The following is an 18758-nucleotide window of genomic DNA, read 5'->3' as shown; positions in this document are numbered from 1 at the left end:
AGAGTTATTCTTCCTCTTCGGTAGCGACCAGCTTCCAGTTCGGATCCTTGGAGCGGGTATCTCGCGCGAAAGTCCAGACGTCTTTGACTTCTGCCACGGTTTCAGGATCGCCATTGATGACCGCACCGGTCTTGTCCCGTGTGGCGGAAATCAACTCGCTGACCAGCCGCAGTGTGACGTGAGCTTCTGTGCCCTTCAACTCTGCAGAGACATAATCGGCCTTATCAATGCCGACGAAAGACGACTGGATTTGCTCCGACTTGCTTTCGCGCTCGTTGATGGCGGCTACGAAGCCGTCAAAAACTTCCTTGGAAAGAAGATTTTTCAGGGTCTTTCGGTCGCCAGCCGCGAAGGCCGAGACAATCATCTCATAGGCCATTTTCGCGCCTTCAAGGAAAGCTTTCGGATCGAATGATGGATCGGCATCGCGGATCGCGCGCAGCCCCTTGTTCAGGTCCGTGCCGGGCTTAGCCATCGAATCGATTGCCAGATAAGCGATTTCAGGCTCGCCGGGCGCGCGCTTGCGCTGCAGCGAAACCACGTTTTCCGGCTTGGCGGGGTCAGGCGCGCCATTTGTGGTCGGGCGTGAATACGGATCGAAGGGTGGGCGCTCATTTCCCGTGCGGCGACCCAGCACGCTGCGCAGCTGGTAGAAGATCACTACCGCGGCGACCATGAATATAATCGTGCCAAAGTCCAGGAATTCCACGCTACTCATATCCTCGTTATGGTCAGTGCGCGCAAATGCGCGAATTCCCATCGCATATAGAACGCATGATCACATCATTCAAATCAAGCAATATTGTCCCTATGTAGACAAAGTGGCTCGCCTTATGACTGATCGCGGGCAGATTGTTCCAATTTTGAGGCTTCGTGCGTGAGATTTCCAGCGATATTCCTTCTCTTATGGCCCCTGCTTGAAATTGCGGGCTTTGTAATCGTCGGCAAGCAGGTTGGCGTGTTGGCAACCATTGCGCTGGTGATTGCAATGGGCGTTCTGGGTGCGGCCCTGATGCGGTTTCAGGGATTCGGGGTATTGGCGCGCATTCGAACCGAGATGGAAGCAGGGCGAAATCCCGGTCGGGAGTTGGCGCACGGCGTGATGATCTTGCTGGCCGGGGTTTTGCTTCTGGTGCCGGGATTTGTCAGCGACATAATCGGATTGGCCTTGTTTATTCCGCCGATCCGCGACCTTGCCTGGAAGTATCTCAGCCGCAATGTCGATTTTTCATCTGTGGTCGTTACGCGCGGTTTTGGTGGACGCCAACAGGGCGCGAAGACCATCGATCTGGACGAAGAGGATTACACGTCGAACCCGGACCCAAACTCGCCCTGGCGGCGAATTGACCGGCCAGACGTATAAACTTGTGTCCATCTAAGCAGCGTGGTAGCTCACCACAACTTTTCTGGGCCCAAGGGCCATATTTAGCGAGGATGGGTGGCATATGGCTGCTGAAAAAAAGACCAAGGACAAAAGTCCAGCAAGTGAAACGGCCAACACTGGACCGGCTGACGCCTCCACTATCGGGAACGGCAAGCCGCCTGTTCTGAATGTGCTGGCGCAGTATTTGAAGGATCTTTCTTTCGAAAGCCCCGGCGCGCCCAAGTCCCTGCGCGCGCGCGACAAGGCTCCGAACATCAGCATCGGCGTGAACGTCAATGCGAACCCGCTTTCTGATACGGAGTTCGACGTTCTGCTTTCGCTGAACGCAAAGGCTCAGATCGACAACGACATTCTGTTCAATGTCGAGATGCTTTACGGCGGCGTGTTCCACGTTGAGAATTTCCCGCAGGAACACATGCTGCCGATTCTCTTCATCGAGTGCCCGCGCCTGCTGTTCCCGTTCGCTCGCCAGATCATTGCCGACGCGACGCGCAATGGCGGCTTCCCGCCGCTGATGCTCGACCCGATCGATTTCGTGCAGATGTTCCAGCAGCGTATCGCTGAGGATCAGGCCCGCGCTCAGGTGCAGGCGCCGAACTGATTATTCTTCTGCCGGAGCTTCGGGTCCGGCAGCGAATTTTGACCAGATCGAATTTTCTCCGAGGCCTGCGACCAGACGGTTGTGGGCCTCGCTCTCTTCCGGGGATATGCGCGGAGGCAGAGGTACTGGACGCGAGCGAATGACGATAGGCGCATCTCGCGACGAACCACGCCCGCCAAATCCGCCAATCGGCGAATCCAGAAGCATGGCGGCCTGCTTGCCGCCAATCAGTTCCACATAGACTTCAGCCAGCAGTTCAGAGTCGAGCAACGCGCCGTGCTTGGTGCGGCGGCTGTTGTCGATGCTGTATCGACGGCAAAGGGCGTCGAGCGAATTCGGCCCCATCGGGTGCTTGCGGCGGGCGAGCACAAGTGTATCGACCACAAGCGAAGCATCGACTGCCGCAACGCCCAAGCGCTCGAACTCGGCATTGATGAAGTTCATATCGAAGGTGGCATTGTGGGCGACCAGCTTTGCGCCGTCGATAAATTCCATGAAGCGATCTGCGATGCCGGAAAAGACCGGCTTGCCGACAAGCGACTCCATAGAAATGCCGTGGACGGCCAAAGCGTCTGGATGGATATCACGGTTTTCCGGGTGGATGTATTCGTGGAATACCCGCCCGCTGGGAAAGCGATTGACCAACTCGATCGCGCCGATCTCAATCACTCTGTCGAGCTTGAAATCGAGGCCGGTGGTCTCGGTATCGAATATTATTTCACGCATGAAGTCGCCGCTTGTTTCACGTGAATCGTAGTCCGTTTGGATTCCCGAGGGAATCCCCCGATGGACAATTTCGCCTATTCGGCGCGGGACAACGCATCAATTATAACGGCTACGGCTGATCTGGCGGCGTCCAAACCCTTGCCGGTATCGATGATAAAATCAGCGCGGGCGCGCTTTTCGTCATCCGGCATCTGCTTGGCCAGGATGGTGCGAAACTTTTCCTCGGTCATGCCAGGACGGTCCAGAACGCGCTGGCGCTGAATTTCGGGCGCGGCTGTGACGACAACAACCTTGTCCACCCGGTTGCGGCCGCCGGTTTCAAACAAAAGCGGAATGTCCAGAACTGCGATGGGGGCGCCCAGCTTTCGGTGATGCTCAAGAAACGCGTCGGCATCGGCGCGAACGAGCGGGTGAATAATTGCCTCAAGCAGCTTGAGCGCTTCAGGATTGCCGAGAACCTTTTGGCCGAGCAGATTGCGGTCCACTACGCCGTTATGGGTCGAGCCAGGAAAGGCTTCCTCAATGAGAGGAGTGGCCTTGCCGCGATAAAGGCGATGCACCGCTTCGTCGGAGTCGTGAACCGGCACGCCAGCCTCCTCGAACATTTTCGCGGTGGTTGACTTACCCATGCCGATTGAGCCGGTGAGGCCGAGGACGATCATCAATGCGCGTCCATGCTGGCAAGCACGCGCTGGCGCAACTCATCCGTGACCGTGGGGCGAACGCCAAACCAGCGCTCGAAACCGGGCACCGCCTGATGCAGCAACATGCCGAGCCCGTCCACGGTTCGCAAACCGCGCTCCCGGGCCGCAGCCAGAAATGGCGTTTCGAGCGGGACGTATACGATGTCGGTCACGAGCGCCGTATCGGGCATGTATTCCGGATTGGCCGGAAGGCCGGAATCGCCATCCATGCCAAGCGCAGTCGTGTTGACCACCAAACCGGCGTCGGAAACGAGTTCATCAACGCCTTGGAGATCATGCGCGGAGACGTTTTCGCCGAACGTGTCGGCGAGTTCATGGGCGCGCGCGGTGGTGCGGTTCAGGATGCGAATGTCGGTTATGCCGCGCTCTTTCAGCGCGTGGATGATGGCGCGGGCAGCACCGCCTGCGCCGAGCACCACTGCGACGCGGACATCGCTCCAGCCGGGAGCGAAGGCGTCGAGATTTGCTGCGAAACCGTAGGCGTCGGTATTGGTACCGCACAGTTGGCCGTCTTCCAGCCAAAGCGTATTGACCGCGCCGATCTGTTCGGCGGCGGGTTCGCGGCGCGCGACCAACCGAAACGCCGCTTCCTTGTGGGGGATCGTGACATTGCCGCCGACAAAGCCACGCCGGCTGAGGCTGCTGGCGAAGGCATCGAAATCAGCGGGGGCGACATCGACGGCCTCATAGCTGCCGGCCAGGCCGTGTTGCTGCAGCCAGTAATTGTGGATTATCGGCGAGCGGGAATGCGCAATGGGATGGCCGCAAACGAATGCGCGGCGAATATTCTCAACCATCTATAGCGCCCATGCGACGAAGCTCTGCGAGCAGCGGCAGGAGCGGAAGCCCGACAATGGTGAAATAGTCGCCGTCGATTTTTTCGAAGAGCTGAATGCCCCTGCCCTCTATCTGATACGCGCCGACGCTGGTCAGCGCCTTATCGCCAACCGCCGCGAGGTATCGACCGATGAAGGTTGGCGACAGGTCGCGCATCGTCAGGTTGGCGACCGACACATGCCGCCAAAGCGCTTCGCCATCCCGCATGAGAACCAGCGCGCTGTTCAGGCTATGCGTCTTGCCGGACATGCGCAGCAATTGGCGGCGCGCGGCCTCCATGTCTGCGGGCTTGTGCAGCACATCTTCACCGAGCGACAATGTCTGGTCGCAACCCAGCACCAATGCGCCGCGCTTACGACCGCTCACCTCATCCGCCTTGGCTTCGGCAAGCACGACAGCGACGTCATCCGGCGTGAGGCCGGAACCTTCGAGAGTGGCTTCGACGGCGCGCTCATCGACATGCGCCGGCACCGCTTCCATGTCGATGCCTGCATTTTCAAGAAGCGCTTTCCGGTATTGGCTGCCGGATGCGAGGATCAATTTTTCTGTCATGGGCGTGGCCTATCTATTCTTACGCCGCAAGGCAACGATGGCCGCGGCCGTCTCTTCAATGGATCTGCGGCTGACATCGATCATCGGCCAACCATGTCGAGTACAAAGCTGACGGGCATACGCAAGTTCCTCAGAAATATGCGCACGGTCGGCATAAGCGTTCGGATCAAAGCCCGAAGTCGAGCCAAGCAGGCGATTCTGGCGGACATGAGATATGCGCTCGGCAGTAGCGACCAGACCGACAATGAGCGGATTTTCCGCATCGAACAGACTTTGCGGTAGCGGCACGCCAAGCACAATCGGGATGTTGGCGGTCTTGATACCGCGGTTGGCGAGATAGATGCTGGTGGGTGTTTTCGACGTGCGCGAAATGCCGATCAGCACGATGTCGGCATCATCAAGGTCATGCTGAAGCTGGCCGTCATCATGCTCCATCGTGAAATTGAGAGCGTCGATGCGTTTGAAATAATCCGCATCGAGTGCGTGTTGCGCCCCTACCCGACGACCAGCCGGCGCACCAAGGAAGGTCTGGAATACCGCCAGCACCGGCTCCAACACCGACACACATGGCAGGCCCATGCCCGCGCAGTGCTCGTCGATGCGGCGGCTGAGTGCCTGATCGACCACGGTGTAAAGGACAATGCCCGGCTCATCCTCGATGTCTTCAAAGACCTTGGTGAGCTGCTTTTCGGTTCGAATGAGCGGATAGATGTGCTCAATCGCCCGCGCCTCTTTATATTGTGCGGACGCAGCGCGACCTGCAGCAAGCAAGGTCTCCCCCGTCGCGTCTGAAATGAGGTGAAGATGGAAGAAATTTTGCGATCTATTCACACGCTATTCCCAGCCCTGTGGGTAAGTGTGGACAAGGCTGTAGAGAAACCCGGTCCGGTTCGGAGCGACTGTATCAGAACGCCACTTGTCCACAATTCACACCAGCAAATGGAGACTCTCCGGCCTGTGGAGGAATGCGTGGATGATTTTGACGGCCAGCAAATCTGGCGAATCCGCCCGGATTATGGAATTAAGTAAGTGTTTACTTTTATTCCCGAAATCAAAATGGTTCACGGAATTAACAGGCAGCTGTCAAAAATTCCGCGACACTATGCAATCTGGCTCTCGGGTGGGCCTTTGTGAAAAATGGCTCATTCCCGATTCCAACAGAGTCAAAGAATCAAAAGACTCTTTTCTATAAAGATTGATTATTTATGAATCCTTCCGTCGAACGACGTGTTGTTCAGGTATTGAAGGGTAAGGCGGAAGGCACTCCGCCTATCTGGATGATGCGCCAAGCAGGCCGCTATCTGCCCGAATATCGCGCAACGCGCACAAAGGCAGGAAGCTTCCTCGACCTCTGCTACAATCCGGATTTTGCCGTTGAAGTAACGCTTCAGCCAATACGCCGCTTCGGGTTCGACGCCTCTATCCTCTTCTCCGACATTCTCGTGGTGCCACATGCGTTGGGGCGCGATCTTCGCTTTGAGGAAGGTCGTGGACCATTGATGACGCCAATTCAGGCTGCAGAGATTGCCACGATAGAAACGGATAAGTTTCACGTGAATCTTTCGCCGGTCTACGAGACGGTGCGGCGGCTGCGCAAGGAACTGCCCGCCGAGACGACGCTGATCGGCTTCTGTGGTGCGCCGTGGACGGTTGCGACCTATATGATCGCCGGGCATGGAACGAGCGACCAGGCACCCGCGCGTAAATTTGCTTATAGCCACCCAAAGGAAATGAAAGCGCTGCTTGATCTGCTGGCGAAGAAGTCCGCCGAATATCTCATACGCCAGATCGAGGCCGGGGCCGATGTTATCCAGATATTCGATTCATGGGCTGGCGTGCTGGACCAGGAAAGCTTTGAGCAGCTATGCGTGCAGCCGGTGGCGGAAATCGTACGGCGCGTCGCAGAGGTCTATCCAGAAGTGCCGATCATCGCGTTTCCGCGCGGTGCCGGCAGTCGCTACTCCAACTACCGAGAAGCAACCGGCGCGACTGCGCTTGGCCTCGACTGGACTGTTCCGCTGTCGCAGGCGCGTGAGCTTCAAAAGATTGGCGCCGTGCAGGGCAATCTCGACCCGATGCGACTTGTGGCCGGTGGCGAAGCGCTGGAAAAAGGCGTGGATGCCATTTTGCAGAATCTTGGCAGTGGACCGTTGGTATTCAATCTCGGTCATGGCATTACGCCGGAGACACCTATTTCTCATGTCGAAGCGATGCTCAAACAAGTGAGGAGCTGGCCACGATGAGCCTTCAACCTGTAATGACACCGAGCATTGCCTATAAGCGAATGGTAATCTCGATTGCGGTGCTTGTTATCGGAACCGCCCTGCTCTTCCTCGTAGCCGGTGACGGATTTTATAACTGGGCGAAGGCAATCCATGTTATCGCGGTGATCTCGTGGATGGCGGGAATGCTCTATCTGCCGCGCCTGTTCGTCTATCATGTCGACGCCGCAAAAGGCTCGGTTCAATCTGAAACGTTCAAGGTGATGGAGCGGCGCTTGATGCGCGGCATCATCAACCCCTCAATGATCGTTTCGTGGATGTTTGGCCTTTGGCTGGCCTGGAAAGGCTTTGGCTTTATGGGCGGCTGGCTGCATGCGAAGATTGCAGCGGTCCTTGTTTTGTCAGGCGTGCATGGCTATCTGTCTGTTGCTGTTCGGCGCTTTGCCAATGATGAAAATACCAAGTCGGCTCGCCATTGGCGCATCGTCAACGAAGTGCCCACGGTGTTGATGATCATTATCGTCATTCTCGTTATCGTGAAGCCATTTTGATGCATTGCCGCCTATGTGCGGCTCTTGCTCTTTGCTGCAAGCAGGCGTAAGAAGAAATTCTTCCTTCCCGTGTGGCGACATTTCGATTTTTTTGAAGATCGGTCGCGTTCGGCATTCATAGCACCCGCCGGCATCTCCCCCTTACATACCCAGAGTCTAAATCTAATGCAGGAAATGAAACTCCAAGAATTCAAAAACAAGAAGCCGACCGATCTGATCGCCTTCGCGGAATCGCTTGAAGTCGAGAACGCCAGCGTGATGCGCAAGCAGGAGCTGATGTTCGCGATTCTCAAGAAACTCGCCGCGCAGGACATCGAGATCATCGGTGATGGCGTTGTTGAAGTGTTGCAGGACGGCTTCGGCTTCCTCCGCTCGGCAAACGCCAACTACCTACCCGGTCCGGATGATATTTATATTTCTCCTTCCCAGATCCGCCGGTTCTCGCTGAAGACCGGTGACACGGTGGAAGGACCAATTCGCAGCCCGAAAGAGGGAGAGCGCTATTTCGCCCTTCTTAAGGTCAACACGATCAACTTCGATGACCCGGAAAAAATCCGTCACAAGATTCATTTCGACAATCTGACGCCGCTCTATCCGACCGAACGTCTCAAGATGGAAATGGCGGTTCCGACCGGCAAAGATATTTCGCCGCGCGTCATTGATCTGGTTGCACCGCTCGGAAAAGGTCAGCGCGCGCTTATCGTAGCGCAGCCGCGCACGGGCAAAACCGTTTTGCTGCAGAACATTGCGCATTCCATCACGACCAATCATCCGGAATGCTATCTCATTGTGTTGCTGATCGATGAGCGGCCCGAGGAAGTCACCGATATGCAGCGCTCCGTGAAGGGCGAGGTTGTTTCGTCTACGTTTGACGAGCCTGCCGCGCGCCACGTTCAGGTTGCGGAAATGGTGATCGAAAAGGCCAAGCGCCTTGTCGAACATGGCCGCGATGTCGTGATCCTGCTGGACTCGATCACGCGTCTCGGTCGCGCCTACAACACCGTTGTTCCGTCATCGGGCAAGGTGTTGACCGGCGGTGTTGACGCAAACGCACTGCAAAGGCCGAAGCGTTTCTTCGGTGCGGCGCGCAACATTGAAGAAGGTGGCTCGCTCACCATTATCGCGACGGCGTTGATCGATACGGGTAGCCGCATGGACGAAGTGATCTTTGAAGAGTTCAAAGGTACCGGCAACTCTGAAATCGTGCTCGACCGCAAGGTTGCCGACAAGCGCATCTATCCGGCGATGGACATTCTCAAGTCCGGTACGCGTAAGGAAGATTTGCTGGTGCCGAAGCAGGATCTGCAGAAGATCTTTGTGTTGCGCCGCATCCTCGCGCCGATGGGGACCACGGACGCTATCGAGTTCCTTATCGACAAGCTCAAGCAGACAAAAACGAACGCCGATTTCTTCGACTCGATGAATACGTAATTACGTGGGGAATACGTAATTCAGGCTGGAGTGCGCTTGAGCGCGCGCTCCAACTCATCTGTATCGGTTATCACCGGCAGGCAGGTCTGGTTGAAACACAGCCAAGCTCCCGGTTTTTCCGGTGACACAACGATTTGCGCAGTTAGCTGAAGCGCAATTTCGTCGGCATTATGCATCACATCGACCCGGTAGGGATTGGGATTTCGATTCGCTACCGTAATGAGTTGAGGTTCATTGCCGATGATTGCCAGCTTGATTGGATTTCTCGCAATCGACGCAGCTGCAATAATTCCCGCCTGACCATATTGCTGGTCACGAATACGCGCAACGGCGTGCTCGGCAACAGCAATAGCTTGCTGCGCCAGATCAAAGTTTCCGCTCGCGGAAGCCAAACGTGCAAGCGCTTCGATGATTTGCCCATTAGCAGAAGGAATGGCTTCGTCCACATCTCCCCGCGGACGAATAATCACATCGGCCGCATCAGATGCAGTGAAGAAGTAGCCGTTGCCCGTTTCGTCAATGTGCCACTTGTCGAGTGTTACCCGCAGGTTTTCGGCATGTTTCAGATAGGTAGATGAACCGGTCGCCTCATGAAGCGAGATTGCGGCGTTTATCATCGCAGCGTAGTCGCTGGAAAATGCTGGATAGAGCCGCTTTTCATTGCGCACGGAGTGCGGAAGGCGACCGCTATCATCAGCGGTGGCGACGATGCTGGCGAAAACGTCTTCCGCAAGTTTTACCCAATCGGCGCGTTCCAATGAGCGGCCGGCCTCGGCAAGGCCCTGGATGGCGAGGCCGTTCCAATCGGTGAGCACCTTGTCGTCTCGGCCAGGCTTGTTGCGGTTCGCTTCACGGTGTGCGAGCAAGGTTGCTCTGACGGTTTCTGCGACTTCTGACGATGCTTCAGACGCGGCGATCTGTACTTCGGTTTGGAAGATAACAGGGTCGCCCTCCCAGTGAGCCACCGTGCCGAGTGAAAAGAAGCGCGAGAACTGGACCATGGTGTCGCCGAGAGCAGCGCTAAGCTGGCTCTTGGTCCAGGTGTAATAGACGCCCTCTTCACCATCGCTATCGGCATCCAGGCTCGACGCGAAGCCGTTCGCTGTTCGCATCTCACGACCCAGCCAATCAATGGTCTGTTCGATTCGCTGCCGAAACAAATCTTCTCCAGTTTCGGCATAGGCCCAGTTCGCCAGGCGGAGCAGCAGTGCGTTGTCGTAAAGCATTTTTTCGAAATGTGGGATCAACCAATCCGCATCGGTGGAGTAGCGCGCGAGACCACCGCCGATATGATCGTAAATGCCGCCGGCCAGCATTTTGCGCAGGCTGAGCAAGACAGCGTCGCGAGGCTGTATCTCACCTGACATAAGCCATTGCTGCCAAAGCACGGCGAGAAACGGGGCGTTTGGAAACTTCGGTGCGCCACGCAAGCCGCCTTTTTCGTCGTCGGTCATGGGTAGGATCGCGCTGGCGAGCTGTGCGAGAAGATTTGGGGTTTCGTTCGTGTTTGAACCCGGCCGCGCCAAGCGTGATTCGATGTGAGTGGTGAGTGTTTGCGCGCCTCGGGCAATGTCGGCTCGCTTTGCTTTCCAGGCGTGGGCGATGGAATTGAGAATTTGCACGAAGCTCGGTCGCCCATATTGAGGCGTCTTGGGGAAATAGGTGCCACCCCAGAATGGCTCGCCTTCGGGTGTCAAAAACATCGTTAATGGCCAGCCGCCCTGCTCACCCATGGCCGATAGCGCGGCCATATAGATTTGATCAACGTCTGGTCTTTCCTCACGATCGGCTTTGACGTTTACGTAAAGTGCGTTCATTATGTCGGCGGTGGTAGGGTCTTCAAATGATTCATGGGCCATCACGTGGCACCAATGGCAGGCCGCGTATCCCACAGACAGCAATATCGGGCAGTCGCGTGATTTGGCCTCCGCTAAAGCGGCTTCTCCCCACGGTCGCCAGTGGACAGGGTTCGCCGCGTGCTGCAATAGGTACGGGCTGGTTTCTTCGGAAAGCAGATTTCGTGCTTGTGAATCATTTGAGTTTTTCATGACGATGCAGCCTAAGGCGCGGAGCATGGCGCCGCAATGACCGACACCATATTTGCGCTATCGAGCGGCCCCCTGCCTGCCGGCATCGCGGTTGTACGAATTTCCGGGCCTCAGGTTCGAGATGTGCTCGTCGAATTGGTTGGGAAGCTGCCAAAACCGCGTGTTATGACCTTCTGCGACATGAAAGGCAAAGACAGTGCGATTATCGATCGAGGGTTGGCGGTTTACTTCCCCGGACCTGCGACGTTTACCGGCGATGACGTTGCTGAGCTAAATTTGCACGGCAGCCGCGCGGTAGTGGCGCGGATACTTGAAGAACTGGCAAGCATTCCGGGATTGCGCTCTGCCGAACAGGGAGAATTTACGAAGCGCGCGTTTCTTAATGGCAAGATCGATCTGACAGAGGCGGAAGGGTTGGCGGACCTGATCGATGCAGAGACGGAAGCGCAACGCCGCTTTGCCATGGTGAGCAGTGTCGGGGGTCAGCGCACCTTGTATGAGGGTTGGCGCACACGGCTGATCTGCGCGCGCGCGATGCTGGAGGCTGAACTCGACTTTTCCGATCAAGAGGATGTGCCGGGATCTGTCAGCGATACGATCAAGTGCGACCTTGAGCAACTGGCGGCTGACGTCGGGAAGCATATTGCTGGATTTAAACGCGGAGAAATTCTTCGGAGCGGATTTGATGTCGTTATTGTTGGCCCGCCGAATGCGGGAAAGTCTAGCCTCTTGAATGCACTCGCTCAGCGCGAAGTCGCGATTGTTTCCGATGAGGCGGGCACAACTCGGGATTTGATCGAAGTGTCGCTGGATCTGGGTGGCATTAGGGTGCGCCTGACGGATACGGCGGGCTTGCGGGATGCAACGGGCAAGGTCGAAGCGATTGGTATTGAGCGAGCGAAGGCACGCGCTGAACAGGCCGATTTGGTTATCCAACTGCACGACCTAACGTTGGCTGACGTGGGCGGCGCAATGAGCGGCGCGCTGCTTGTTGGATCAAAGAGCGATCTGGCGGGTTCTGTAAAGTTTGACGGAATGCGGATTTCGACACGTTCGGGAGAAGGTATCGCATCCCTGCTTGACGAGATTGAGAGCCGCGCGCGGGGAGCTGTCGGGGATGTAAGCGACATTCTTCCAGCACGAAGCAGACACATGGAATACCTCACGCGTGCGCATGTGTTGTTGCGCGATGCAATAGGAGGATTTGGCGGGCAGGTTGAGCTGCAGGCGGAAGCGCTCCGGTTGGCTGCGGATCAAATCGGAAGGATTACCGGCCAGGTAGATGTCGAGGATATTTTGGATGTGATATTCTCCCGCTTCTGTATCGGAAAATGATTCACGTGAAACACGGCCAGTGAAAAACCGGTTGGTTTCACGTGAAACACTTGACTCCCCAGAGTCAGTATGTAAGCGGCCAGCAATGAGCAATTCCATAGCATGTGATGTCGTTGTCGTGGGTGGTGGGCACGCGGGCTGTGAAGCCGCGAGTGCTTCCGCGCGGGCTGGCGCGCGCACGATTCTTCTTACCCTTGACCCGGCCACAATCGGGGTAATGTCCTGCAATCCGGCAATCGGCGGCCTCGGCAAGGGCCATCTCGTCCGCGAAATTGATGCGCTCGATGGTCTGATGGGCAGAGTGGCCGATGCGGGAGGCATTCAGTTCCGAATGCTGAATCGCCGCAAAGGCCCTGCTGTGCGTGGGCCGCGTACACAAGCGGACAGAAAGCTTTATCGTCTGGCTATGCAGGCGGCGATCGAAGAACAGAGAAATTTGGATGTCGTTGCTGGCGAGGCGCTGGATCTAGAGATTCAAGACGGCCGTGTTGCAGCACTTGTAGCGAGTGTGGGCCGAATTGCGTGTGGCGCGGTCGTGCTAACGACGGGCACATTTCTGCGGGGCTTGATCCATATCGGCGAGCGGAAGATCCCGGCCGGGCGCATGAACGAGAAGCCGTCGATGGGTCTTTCGGAAACGCTGACGAAATTCGGATTTGCGTTGGGCCGGTTGAAAACAGGGACCCCTGCTCGGCTTGACGGAAAGACAATTGACTGGGCGAGCTTGGACAAGCAAGCGGCAGACGATGAACTGCAGCCGTTTTCATTGCTGACGAATGCGATAACAAACCCACAGATTGATTGCGGGGTCACGCGCACGCGGCCTGAAACCCACCGCATTATTCGAGCAAATTTGTATCGTTCGGCGATGTATTCCGGGTCAATTGAAGGTGTTGGACCGAGATACTGCCCGTCTGTCGAGGATAAGATCGTCAAGTTCGGCGACCGTGACGGGCATCAGATATTCCTGGAGCCAGAAGGCCTGGACGACGATACGGTCTACCCCAATGGTATCTCGACCTCCTTGCCGGAAGAGGTTCAGCACGAATTTATCAAAACAATTCCGGGGCTTGAGCATGCACGGGTGCTGCAACCTGGCTATGCGATTGAGTATGATCATGTCGATCCGCGCGAACTATGGGCAACGCTTGAGACACGACGGATCGCGGGATTGTTTCTTGCGGGCCAAATCAACGGCACGACTGGCTACGAAGAAGCGGCGGCGCAGGGGCTCGTGGCTGGCCTGAATGCAGCGCGAAAAGCTGGAGGTCAGGGCGGCGTTCGATTCAGTCGGACGGAATCCTATATTGGTGTAATGTTGGATGATTTGACGTCGCGTGGAATTAGTGAGCCGTATCGGATGTTTACCTCTCGCGCGGAATTCAGGCTTTCGTTGCGTGCGGATAATGCGGATGAACGTTTGACTCCAATGGCGATTGATCTGGGGCTCGCGTCATCAAATAGGCAGAAGGCGTTCGAAGCGCTGGAGGCGGAGAAGACCGAGACGCGAGCGTTCTTAAACAGGGTTTCTCTTTCTCCCAATGAAGCGCGGGGAATTGGAATTGTTGTGAATCTTGATGGTGCACGCCGAACAGGATTCCAGTTGCTGTCTTATCCAGAGGTGGATGAAGTCCAACTCGCCGCTGTTTGGCCGGAGATTCGTGAATTCTCTGCGCGTGCAATAGAGGCCATCAAGACTGAGGCGCGCTATGCGGTGTATCTCGGTAGGCAGGCGGCGGATGTTGTTGAACTTCGAAAAGAAGAAGAGCGGGCAGTTCCGGTGAACATGAACTTCGCTGATTTGCCTGGATTATCGCGGGAGCTGCAGCAAAAGCTTGTTCAGCGTCGCCCAGCGACAATAGGCGAGGCAAAGCGCATAGATGGGATGACCCCGGCTGCGCTCGCAATTCTATTGATGCGCATCAGGCAGCACGAAAAAGATGCCATTCGGGGTGCGGCTTGAGCCTTTCCAAGTTTGATGAACTGCGCGAAATCGCGGGCGACGTTTCACGTGAAACATTCGATTCACTGGTGGAGCTCGATGGAATGCTCCATCGGTGGAATGCGCGCATCAATCTCGTGGCCCCGTCCACTGTTTCAGAGTCGTGGTCGCGCCACATTCTCGATAGTGCACAATTGTGGCCCCTGCTCCGCGACGTTGATTCGGTTGCCGATCTTGGGTCTGGCGGAGGATTTCCCGGATTGGTTCTCGGGATATTGCTGAAAGCACGGCCGAATGGTGCGATTCGCATGGTCGAAAGCAACCGTAAGAAGACGGCTTTCCTGCAAAATGTCACCGGAATGCTGCGTTTGCCGGCAAAAATTGTGCCTGAACGCATAGAAATAGCGGTTTCTGCGTCCCCTGCTCCGCAAGTGATTACTGCGCGCGCTCTCGCGTCTCTGGATATGCTTTTTGCACTTGCCGAGCCGTGGTTTGCTGCCGGTGCCAAGGGTCTTTTTCACAAAGGTCGGGATTATGAACGAGAAATCGAAGAAAGTTCTGCCAAGTGGCGGTTTGATTTGATAAAACACCCCAGTCGGATTGATGCGGAAAGCGTTGTCCTTGAGATTTCGAATGTAGCACGTATCGGTGCTGGAAGATAAAAATGAGTGGCGGAACTAGAATAATCACTGTTGCAAATCAGAAAGGCGGGGTCGGCAAGACGACGACCGCTATCAACCTTGCAACAGCCCTTGCCGCAATTGGTGAGCGCGTTTTGATCGTTGATATTGACCCGCAGGGCAATGCCAGCACCGGCCTTGGTGTCGATCGGCGTGATCGCGAGCGGTCGTCATACGATGTCTTGACCGGCGACTCGTCGCTAGAGGACGCAGTGGTCGAAACGGCGGTGCCGGGGCTATCTATCGTGCCGTCTACGCTCGATTTGCTTGGCCTCGAGATGGAAATAGCGGCTGCGCCCGACAGAGTATTGCGGCTGCGGAACGCGCTGAGGAATCAGTCACCGAATGCATATACATATATATTGATCGACTGCCCGCCGTCGCTGAATTTGCTTACCTTGAACTCCATGGCGGCGGCAGATTCGGTTTTGGTACCTTTGCAGTGTGAGTTTTTCGCACTTGAGGGCTTGAGCCAGCTTTTGCAGACAGTCGATCAGGTGCGCGGGTCCATTAACCCGGCGCTAACCATACAGGGCATCGTTATGACGATGTTCGACGGTCGAAATAACCTTGCGAATCAAGTGGTTGAGGATGTTCGGGCGAATATGGGCGATACGGTGTATCAAACCGTTATCCCGCGCAACGTTCGGGTTTCTGAAGCGCCATCGCACGGCAAACCAGCAATTTTGTACGATCTGAAATCAACCGGGAGTCAGGCTTATTTGCAGCTTGCATCCGAAGTCATTCGCCGTGAACGGCGTTTGAAGGCCGCGTAAGACAGGAAATTCTGACTATGAATGAAGATCCGACAAAAAAGCGCCTCGGGCGCGGCTTGGCAGCGCTTATCGGCGAAATGGATAAGCCATCGGCTCCCGCCACGCCGGCGGTGAGGGCTGACGGCACGGTGCCAATCGAGCTGGTTTCGCCGAATCCGCGAAATCCTCGTCGGTCATTTGGCGAAGATGATCTGGTCGATCTGGCTCAGTCGATTCGGGAACATGGTGTTGTGCAGCCGGTTGTCGTGCGCCCGGTTCAAGGCACAGATCGCTTTGAGATTATCGCGGGTGAGCGCCGCTGGCGGGCTTCGCAGCGAGCAGGTCTGGTGACGATCCCGGTGATCGTGCGCGAGGTGAATGACCGCACGGCGCTGGAACTCGCGATCATCGAAAACGTGCAGCGCGCGGACTTGAATCCAGTCGAGGAAGCGGCTGGTTATCAACAGCTGATCGATGAGCACGGATATACGCAGGCTGACCTCGGCCAGGTAATCGGCAAGAGCCGTAGCCATGTGGCGAACACGCTGCGGCTGCTGAAACTGCCGAACGTTATTCGCGACATGCTGGTGGACGGCGTGCTTTCGGCGGGTCATGCCCGGACTCTTGTTACGGCGGAAGACCCTGCCTGGCTGGCGAAGCGCATTGTCGAGGAGGGGCTTTCGGTTCGTCAGGCCGAAGCGCTGGCGCAAATGCCTGCATCGGAGCGTAACGAGGCTCCCGTCGCCAAGCAGCGGGTTCCGGTCGAAAAAGACCCGGATACGCGCGCCCTGGAAAAGCTGCTTTCGGATGTTTCCGGGTTGAACGTCTCGATCAATCACAAGGAGAAGGGCGGCGGCGGAGAAGTGCGCATCCACTATAAAACCCTTGATCAACTGGACGCACTTTGCAGGCGTTTGCAACATTAAATTGCCGGCAAATTTAGTAAAATTAGCCGGATAATTATCGGCTGCGAGCAGCTTCGGCGGCTAACGCTGTCATAGCTCGATTGACGATTGCTTGCGCAAGATCCGGGCGGCGGCGCGTTTCCAAGATCGCATATTGAAGGCGCTCTAGAGCGCGGTCGATGGAAGGCAATGCCCATTTGCGCACGGCGTTTTCGACAGTGCGCTTTCTGCTGAAAAATATGGGTGGACGGGCCCCTGCGATGATTTCGGAAGCGCTGCGCCTGCCCAAATCGAGTTCAGCGCGAAGGACGCGGAGCGTCTGCAGTTGACGCATCATTGCGTTTGCAAGCAGAAACACGGGCGAACCAGAGCGCGCATAACGCTGGTATAGTCGGTCGAATACTTCAAGCTTGCCCTCAAGGATCGCGTCAACGGCGTCGTCCAATGATAGCTCCGCGACGTCGCCGGTAAGCTCCTGAATATCGGTAAGCTCAATGCGGTCTTTGCCCCGCGCATACAGCGCGAGCTTTTCGAGCTCAGCGCGCGTTGCGAGCCGGTCACCGCCAAGATTGCGGCGAAGCGCGGTGCGCGCTTCCATCGAAATGGGCAGGCCCAGCATTTCGTCGATCAGAGCGTCGATGTCACGCTCGGCATCCGCATAGCAGGGCAGTGCGATTGATCTATCGGACGTTTCGACAGCGGAGCGCAGGGGCGCGCCTTTTTTCAGGTCACCGGCCTCAACGACGATGATGGTGGCTTCGGGCGGTGCCGCACAGAGAGCCTTGATCTCGTCGGCCAAACCCTTCTGGGCTTGAGCGTTGCGGACCCAGAGAAGGCGCTTCTCGGCAAACATCGAAACTGTGTTCGCCTCGGAAGAGAGCTTACCGCCTTCGTCGGCCTCCGTTGCGTCGAGACGCACGACGGTGAAAGGATCGTCGAGAGGCAGGCCGGTTTGTTTCACGAAACGGCTTGCCCGCTCCGAAACCAGCCCGTGATCAGGGCCGTAAAAGAGGATGATCGATTTCGAAGTGTCGGGTCGGGACAGCCACCCGTCAACTTCGTGAGCCTTTTTCTGCGCCATGCCTCTGGGTATCACCTAATTTTCGGGACGCAAGGCGTTCAGATGGGATCGCGAAGGAAAGCCTGCAGTTTTGATCGGTCCAGCTCTGCAGCTTGGGCGATGCGCTGCGCCAACGTCTCTGCGGCAGGCCGAACGGGCCCGATGGGCCGATCCATCCAGTAGGATACCGGATTGGCGACCGAGCGGCTGTCAACACAGGCGAGCCGACCCGATTCGATCTGAGCGAGTGCGAGAGGGGGGCGCGCGAGGGCGATGCCCAGGCCATTGGCGGCTGCGTCCAACACGAGGTTGTAGTCTTCAAAACGGCGGTCCTGTGCGCGCGGCACGTAGTCCAACCCGTGCGCGCCGAGCCATGCGCGCCACGCAGACGCATCGGAATCGTGGATCAAAGGATAGTCCAGCGTCCGCTTTGCGTTGCCATCCGCGCCAATCTCGCGGGCGAGCTCAGGTGAGGCGATGGGAAAGCATTTTTCCTCAAACAGTTTGACGGATACACGCCCGGCTATGCCGCCTCGTCCGCAGCGCACGGAGAGGTCTATCGCCTCCTCGGTGAGGTCGTTCTGATGAATGTCGACGTTGAGGATAATGCGAAGCCGGGGAGGACCTGCTTCCAGAGCGTGTAGCCTTGGAATGAGCCAAAGCCCCGCGACGGACGGAATGGTGGCCAGGCGGACGATTGTCGAGCCGCGCGGCTCGCTCCACCGATCGGTGTTGTCTGCGATGAGCGCAAAAGCCTCCGAAGTGCGAATAAAGAGGCGGTTACCTTCAAGAGTGAGTTGAACGCCGCGCGCTTTGCGCTCAAAGACTTTGAAGCCGAGCCATTGCTCCAGCTTCGATACCTGTCTGCTGACCGCGCCGTGCGTCAAATGAAGCTGTTCGGCGGCGGACGAGAAAGAGCCGAGCCGTGCTGCAGCCTCGAAGGCCCGCAGGGACTCAAGCGGAGGCAAATTCTTGGAGCTGTGATCCATGCTCACAGCTCATGCTCGATTCATTCGTTTGTCAAT

19 protein-coding genes are annotated in these 18758 nt (G+C 56.8%); 10 read left to right on the top strand and 9 right to left on the bottom strand.

Features of this window, described 5'->3' with window-relative positions; all coding sequences use genetic code 11:
- Positions 1 to 4: 4 nt before the first annotated feature.
- Positions 5 to 709: a Tim44/TimA family putative adaptor protein gene (locus tag DY251_RS05835; RefSeq protein ID WP_116623131.1), complete on the bottom strand. Its 705-nt coding sequence runs from the start codon at positions 707 to 709 to the stop codon at positions 5 to 7.
- Between the two features lie 168 nt (positions 710 to 877).
- Between DY251_RS05835 and DY251_RS05830 the strand changes: the two genes are divergently transcribed.
- Positions 878 to 1363: an FxsA family protein gene (locus DY251_RS05830; protein ID WP_116622925.1), complete on the top strand. Its 486-nt coding sequence runs from the start codon at positions 878 to 880 to the stop codon at positions 1361 to 1363.
- A gap of 82 nt (positions 1364 to 1445) precedes the next feature.
- Positions 1446 to 1985, top strand: coding sequence for a protein-export chaperone SecB (gene secB, locus DY251_RS05825; protein ID WP_116622924.1), 540 nt, complete (start codon positions 1446 to 1448; stop codon positions 1983 to 1985).
- On the opposite strand, the gene dnaQ is transcribed toward secB, so the two are convergent.
- From dnaQ to DY251_RS05800, 5 genes are all read right to left on the bottom strand, one after another.
- On the bottom strand, positions 1986 to 2711 hold the full coding sequence (gene dnaQ, locus DY251_RS05820) for a DNA polymerase III subunit epsilon (RefSeq protein WP_116622923.1): 726 nt from the start codon (positions 2709 to 2711) through the stop codon (positions 1986 to 1988). It abuts the gene before it with no gap.
- A 74-nt stretch (positions 2712 to 2785) separates the two neighbouring features.
- Positions 2786 to 3373: a dephospho-CoA kinase gene (gene coaE / locus DY251_RS05815; RefSeq protein WP_116622922.1), complete on the bottom strand. Its 588-nt coding sequence runs from the start codon at positions 3371 to 3373 to the stop codon at positions 2786 to 2788.
- Positions 3373 to 4212: a shikimate dehydrogenase gene (locus DY251_RS05810; protein WP_116622921.1), complete on the bottom strand. Its 840-nt coding sequence runs from the start codon at positions 4210 to 4212 to the stop codon at positions 3373 to 3375. Before DY251_RS05810 ends, coaE begins: the two co-directional genes overlap by 1 nt.
- Positions 4205 to 4804, bottom strand: a complete 600-nt coding sequence (locus DY251_RS05805; protein ID WP_116622920.1) for a Maf-like protein — start codon at positions 4802 to 4804, stop codon at positions 4205 to 4207. The genes DY251_RS05810 and DY251_RS05805 overlap by 8 nt, the downstream gene beginning before the upstream one ends.
- 9 nt (positions 4805 to 4813) lie before the next feature.
- Positions 4814 to 5635, bottom strand: coding sequence for a pyruvate, water dikinase regulatory protein (locus DY251_RS05800; protein WP_116622919.1), 822 nt, complete (start codon positions 5633 to 5635; stop codon positions 4814 to 4816).
- A gap of 374 nt (positions 5636 to 6009) precedes the next feature.
- Between DY251_RS05800 and hemE the strand changes: the two genes are divergently transcribed.
- The 3 genes from hemE to rho all read left to right on the top strand — a co-directional run bounded on the left by hemE (position 6010) and on the right by rho (position 9008).
- Positions 6010 to 7047, top strand: a complete 1038-nt coding sequence (gene hemE / locus DY251_RS05795) for a uroporphyrinogen decarboxylase (RefSeq protein WP_116622918.1) — start codon at positions 6010 to 6012, stop codon at positions 7045 to 7047.
- The gene (gene hemJ, locus DY251_RS05790) at positions 7044 to 7577 is read left to right on the top strand and encodes a protoporphyrinogen oxidase HemJ (protein WP_116622917.1); all 534 of its coding nucleotides are present in this window, start codon (positions 7044 to 7046) and stop codon (positions 7575 to 7577) included. The genes hemE and hemJ overlap by 4 nt, the downstream gene beginning before the upstream one ends.
- Before the next feature lie 165 nt (positions 7578 to 7742).
- Positions 7743 to 9008: a transcription termination factor Rho gene (gene rho / locus DY251_RS05785; protein WP_116622916.1), complete on the top strand. Its 1266-nt coding sequence runs from the start codon at positions 7743 to 7745 to the stop codon at positions 9006 to 9008.
- 20 nt (positions 9009 to 9028) lie between these two features.
- Here the strand turns inward: rho and DY251_RS05780 are convergent, their stop codons facing one another.
- Positions 9029 to 11056 carry a thioredoxin domain-containing protein gene (locus DY251_RS05780; RefSeq protein WP_116623130.1) on the bottom strand — a complete coding sequence of 676 codons (2028 nt, stop codon included), beginning with the start codon at positions 11054 to 11056 and terminating at the stop codon, positions 9029 to 9031.
- 36 nt (positions 11057 to 11092) lie between these two features.
- On the opposite strand from DY251_RS05780, the gene mnmE reads away from it, so the two are divergent.
- The 5 genes from mnmE (at position 11093) to DY251_RS05755 (ending at position 16694) form a co-directional block, all read left to right on the top strand.
- Positions 11093 to 12391 (top strand): tRNA uridine-5-carboxymethylaminomethyl(34) synthesis GTPase MnmE, encoded by a 1299-nt coding sequence (gene mnmE, locus DY251_RS05775; protein ID WP_116622915.1) that lies wholly within the window; start codon positions 11093 to 11095, stop codon positions 12389 to 12391.
- 85 nt (positions 12392 to 12476) lie between these two features.
- Positions 12477 to 14354, top strand: a complete 1878-nt coding sequence (gene mnmG / locus DY251_RS05770) for a tRNA uridine-5-carboxymethylaminomethyl(34) synthesis enzyme MnmG (protein WP_116622914.1) — start codon at positions 12477 to 12479, stop codon at positions 14352 to 14354.
- Positions 14351 to 14995: a 16S rRNA (guanine(527)-N(7))-methyltransferase RsmG gene (gene rsmG, locus DY251_RS05765; protein ID WP_116622913.1), complete on the top strand. Its 645-nt coding sequence runs from the start codon at positions 14351 to 14353 to the stop codon at positions 14993 to 14995. Before mnmG ends, rsmG begins: the two co-directional genes overlap by 4 nt.
- Positions 14996 to 14997: 2 nt before the next feature.
- A complete protein-coding gene (locus DY251_RS05760) occupies positions 14998 to 15789 on the top strand; it encodes a ParA family protein (RefSeq protein WP_116622912.1) in 792 nt (263 codons plus the stop codon).
- A 17-nt stretch (positions 15790 to 15806) separates the two neighbouring features.
- Entirely contained in the window at positions 15807 to 16694 is an 888-nt protein-coding gene (locus tag DY251_RS05755; protein ID WP_116622911.1) for a ParB/RepB/Spo0J family partition protein, read from the top strand.
- A 34-nt stretch (positions 16695 to 16728) separates the two neighbouring features.
- Here the strand turns inward: DY251_RS05755 and holA are convergent, their stop codons facing one another.
- A complete protein-coding gene (gene holA / locus DY251_RS05750; RefSeq protein ID WP_116622910.1) occupies positions 16729 to 17754 on the bottom strand; it encodes a DNA polymerase III subunit delta in 1026 nt (341 codons plus the stop codon).
- Between the two features lie 38 nt (positions 17755 to 17792).
- Positions 17793 to 18722, bottom strand: a complete 930-nt coding sequence (locus DY251_RS05745) for a LysR family transcriptional regulator (RefSeq protein ID WP_116622909.1) — start codon at positions 18720 to 18722, stop codon at positions 17793 to 17795.
- Positions 18723 to 18758 lie beyond the last annotated feature (36 nt).

Origin of the sequence: Mesorhizobium denitrificans (genome assembly GCF_003403035.1) — a bacterium.
Taxonomy (GTDB): Bacteria; Pseudomonadota; Alphaproteobacteria; order Rhizobiales; family Rhizobiaceae; genus Mesorhizobium_G; species Mesorhizobium_G denitrificans.
Note: the sequence above shows the minus strand (reverse complement) of the source record. Positions and strands in the feature narration are given on the sequence as shown.

What these genes read in the sequence shown, in the direction of transcription:
- dnaQ (WP_116622923.1), bottom strand. Translation starts at nt 2,711, where the DNA reads ATGCGTGAAATAATATTCGATACCGAGACCACCGGCCTCGATTTCAAG.
- DY251_RS05805 (WP_116622920.1), bottom strand. Translation starts at nt 4,804, where the DNA reads ATGACAGAAAAATTGATCCTCGCATCCGGCAGCCAATACCGGAAAGCG.
- holA (WP_116622910.1), bottom strand. Translation starts at nt 17,754, where the DNA reads ATGGCGCAGAAAAAGGCTCACGAAGTTGACGGGTGGCTGTCCCGACCC.
- mnmG (WP_116622914.1), top strand. Translation starts at nt 12,477, where the DNA reads ATGAGCAATTCCATAGCATGTGATGTCGTTGTCGTGGGTGGTGGGCAC.
- hemE (WP_116622918.1), top strand. Translation starts at nt 6,010, where the DNA reads ATGAATCCTTCCGTCGAACGACGTGTTGTTCAGGTATTGAAGGGTAAG.
- secB (WP_116622924.1), top strand. Translation starts at nt 1,446, where the DNA reads ATGGCTGCTGAAAAAAAGACCAAGGACAAAAGTCCAGCAAGTGAAACG.
- DY251_RS05755 (WP_116622911.1), top strand. Translation starts at nt 15,807, where the DNA reads ATGAATGAAGATCCGACAAAAAAGCGCCTCGGGCGCGGCTTGGCAGCG.
- DY251_RS05780 (WP_116623130.1), bottom strand. Translation starts at nt 11,056, where the DNA reads ATGAAAAACTCAAATGATTCACAAGCACGAAATCTGCTTTCCGAAGAA.
- DY251_RS05760 (WP_116622912.1), top strand. Translation starts at nt 14,998, where the DNA reads ATGAGTGGCGGAACTAGAATAATCACTGTTGCAAATCAGAAAGGCGGG.
- coaE (WP_116622922.1), bottom strand. Translation starts at nt 3,373, where the DNA reads ATGATCGTCCTCGGCCTCACCGGCTCAATCGGCATGGGTAAGTCAACC.
- DY251_RS05810 (WP_116622921.1), bottom strand. Translation starts at nt 4,212, where the DNA reads ATGGTTGAGAATATTCGCCGCGCATTCGTTTGCGGCCATCCCATTGCG.
- rho (WP_116622916.1), top strand. Translation starts at nt 7,743, where the DNA reads ATGCAGGAAATGAAACTCCAAGAATTCAAAAACAAGAAGCCGACCGAT.
- hemJ (WP_116622917.1), top strand. Translation starts at nt 7,044, where the DNA reads ATGAGCCTTCAACCTGTAATGACACCGAGCATTGCCTATAAGCGAATG.
- mnmE (WP_116622915.1), top strand. Translation starts at nt 11,093, where the DNA reads ATGACCGACACCATATTTGCGCTATCGAGCGGCCCCCTGCCTGCCGGC.
- DY251_RS05745 (WP_116622909.1), bottom strand. Translation starts at nt 18,722, where the DNA reads ATGGATCACAGCTCCAAGAATTTGCCTCCGCTTGAGTCCCTGCGGGCC.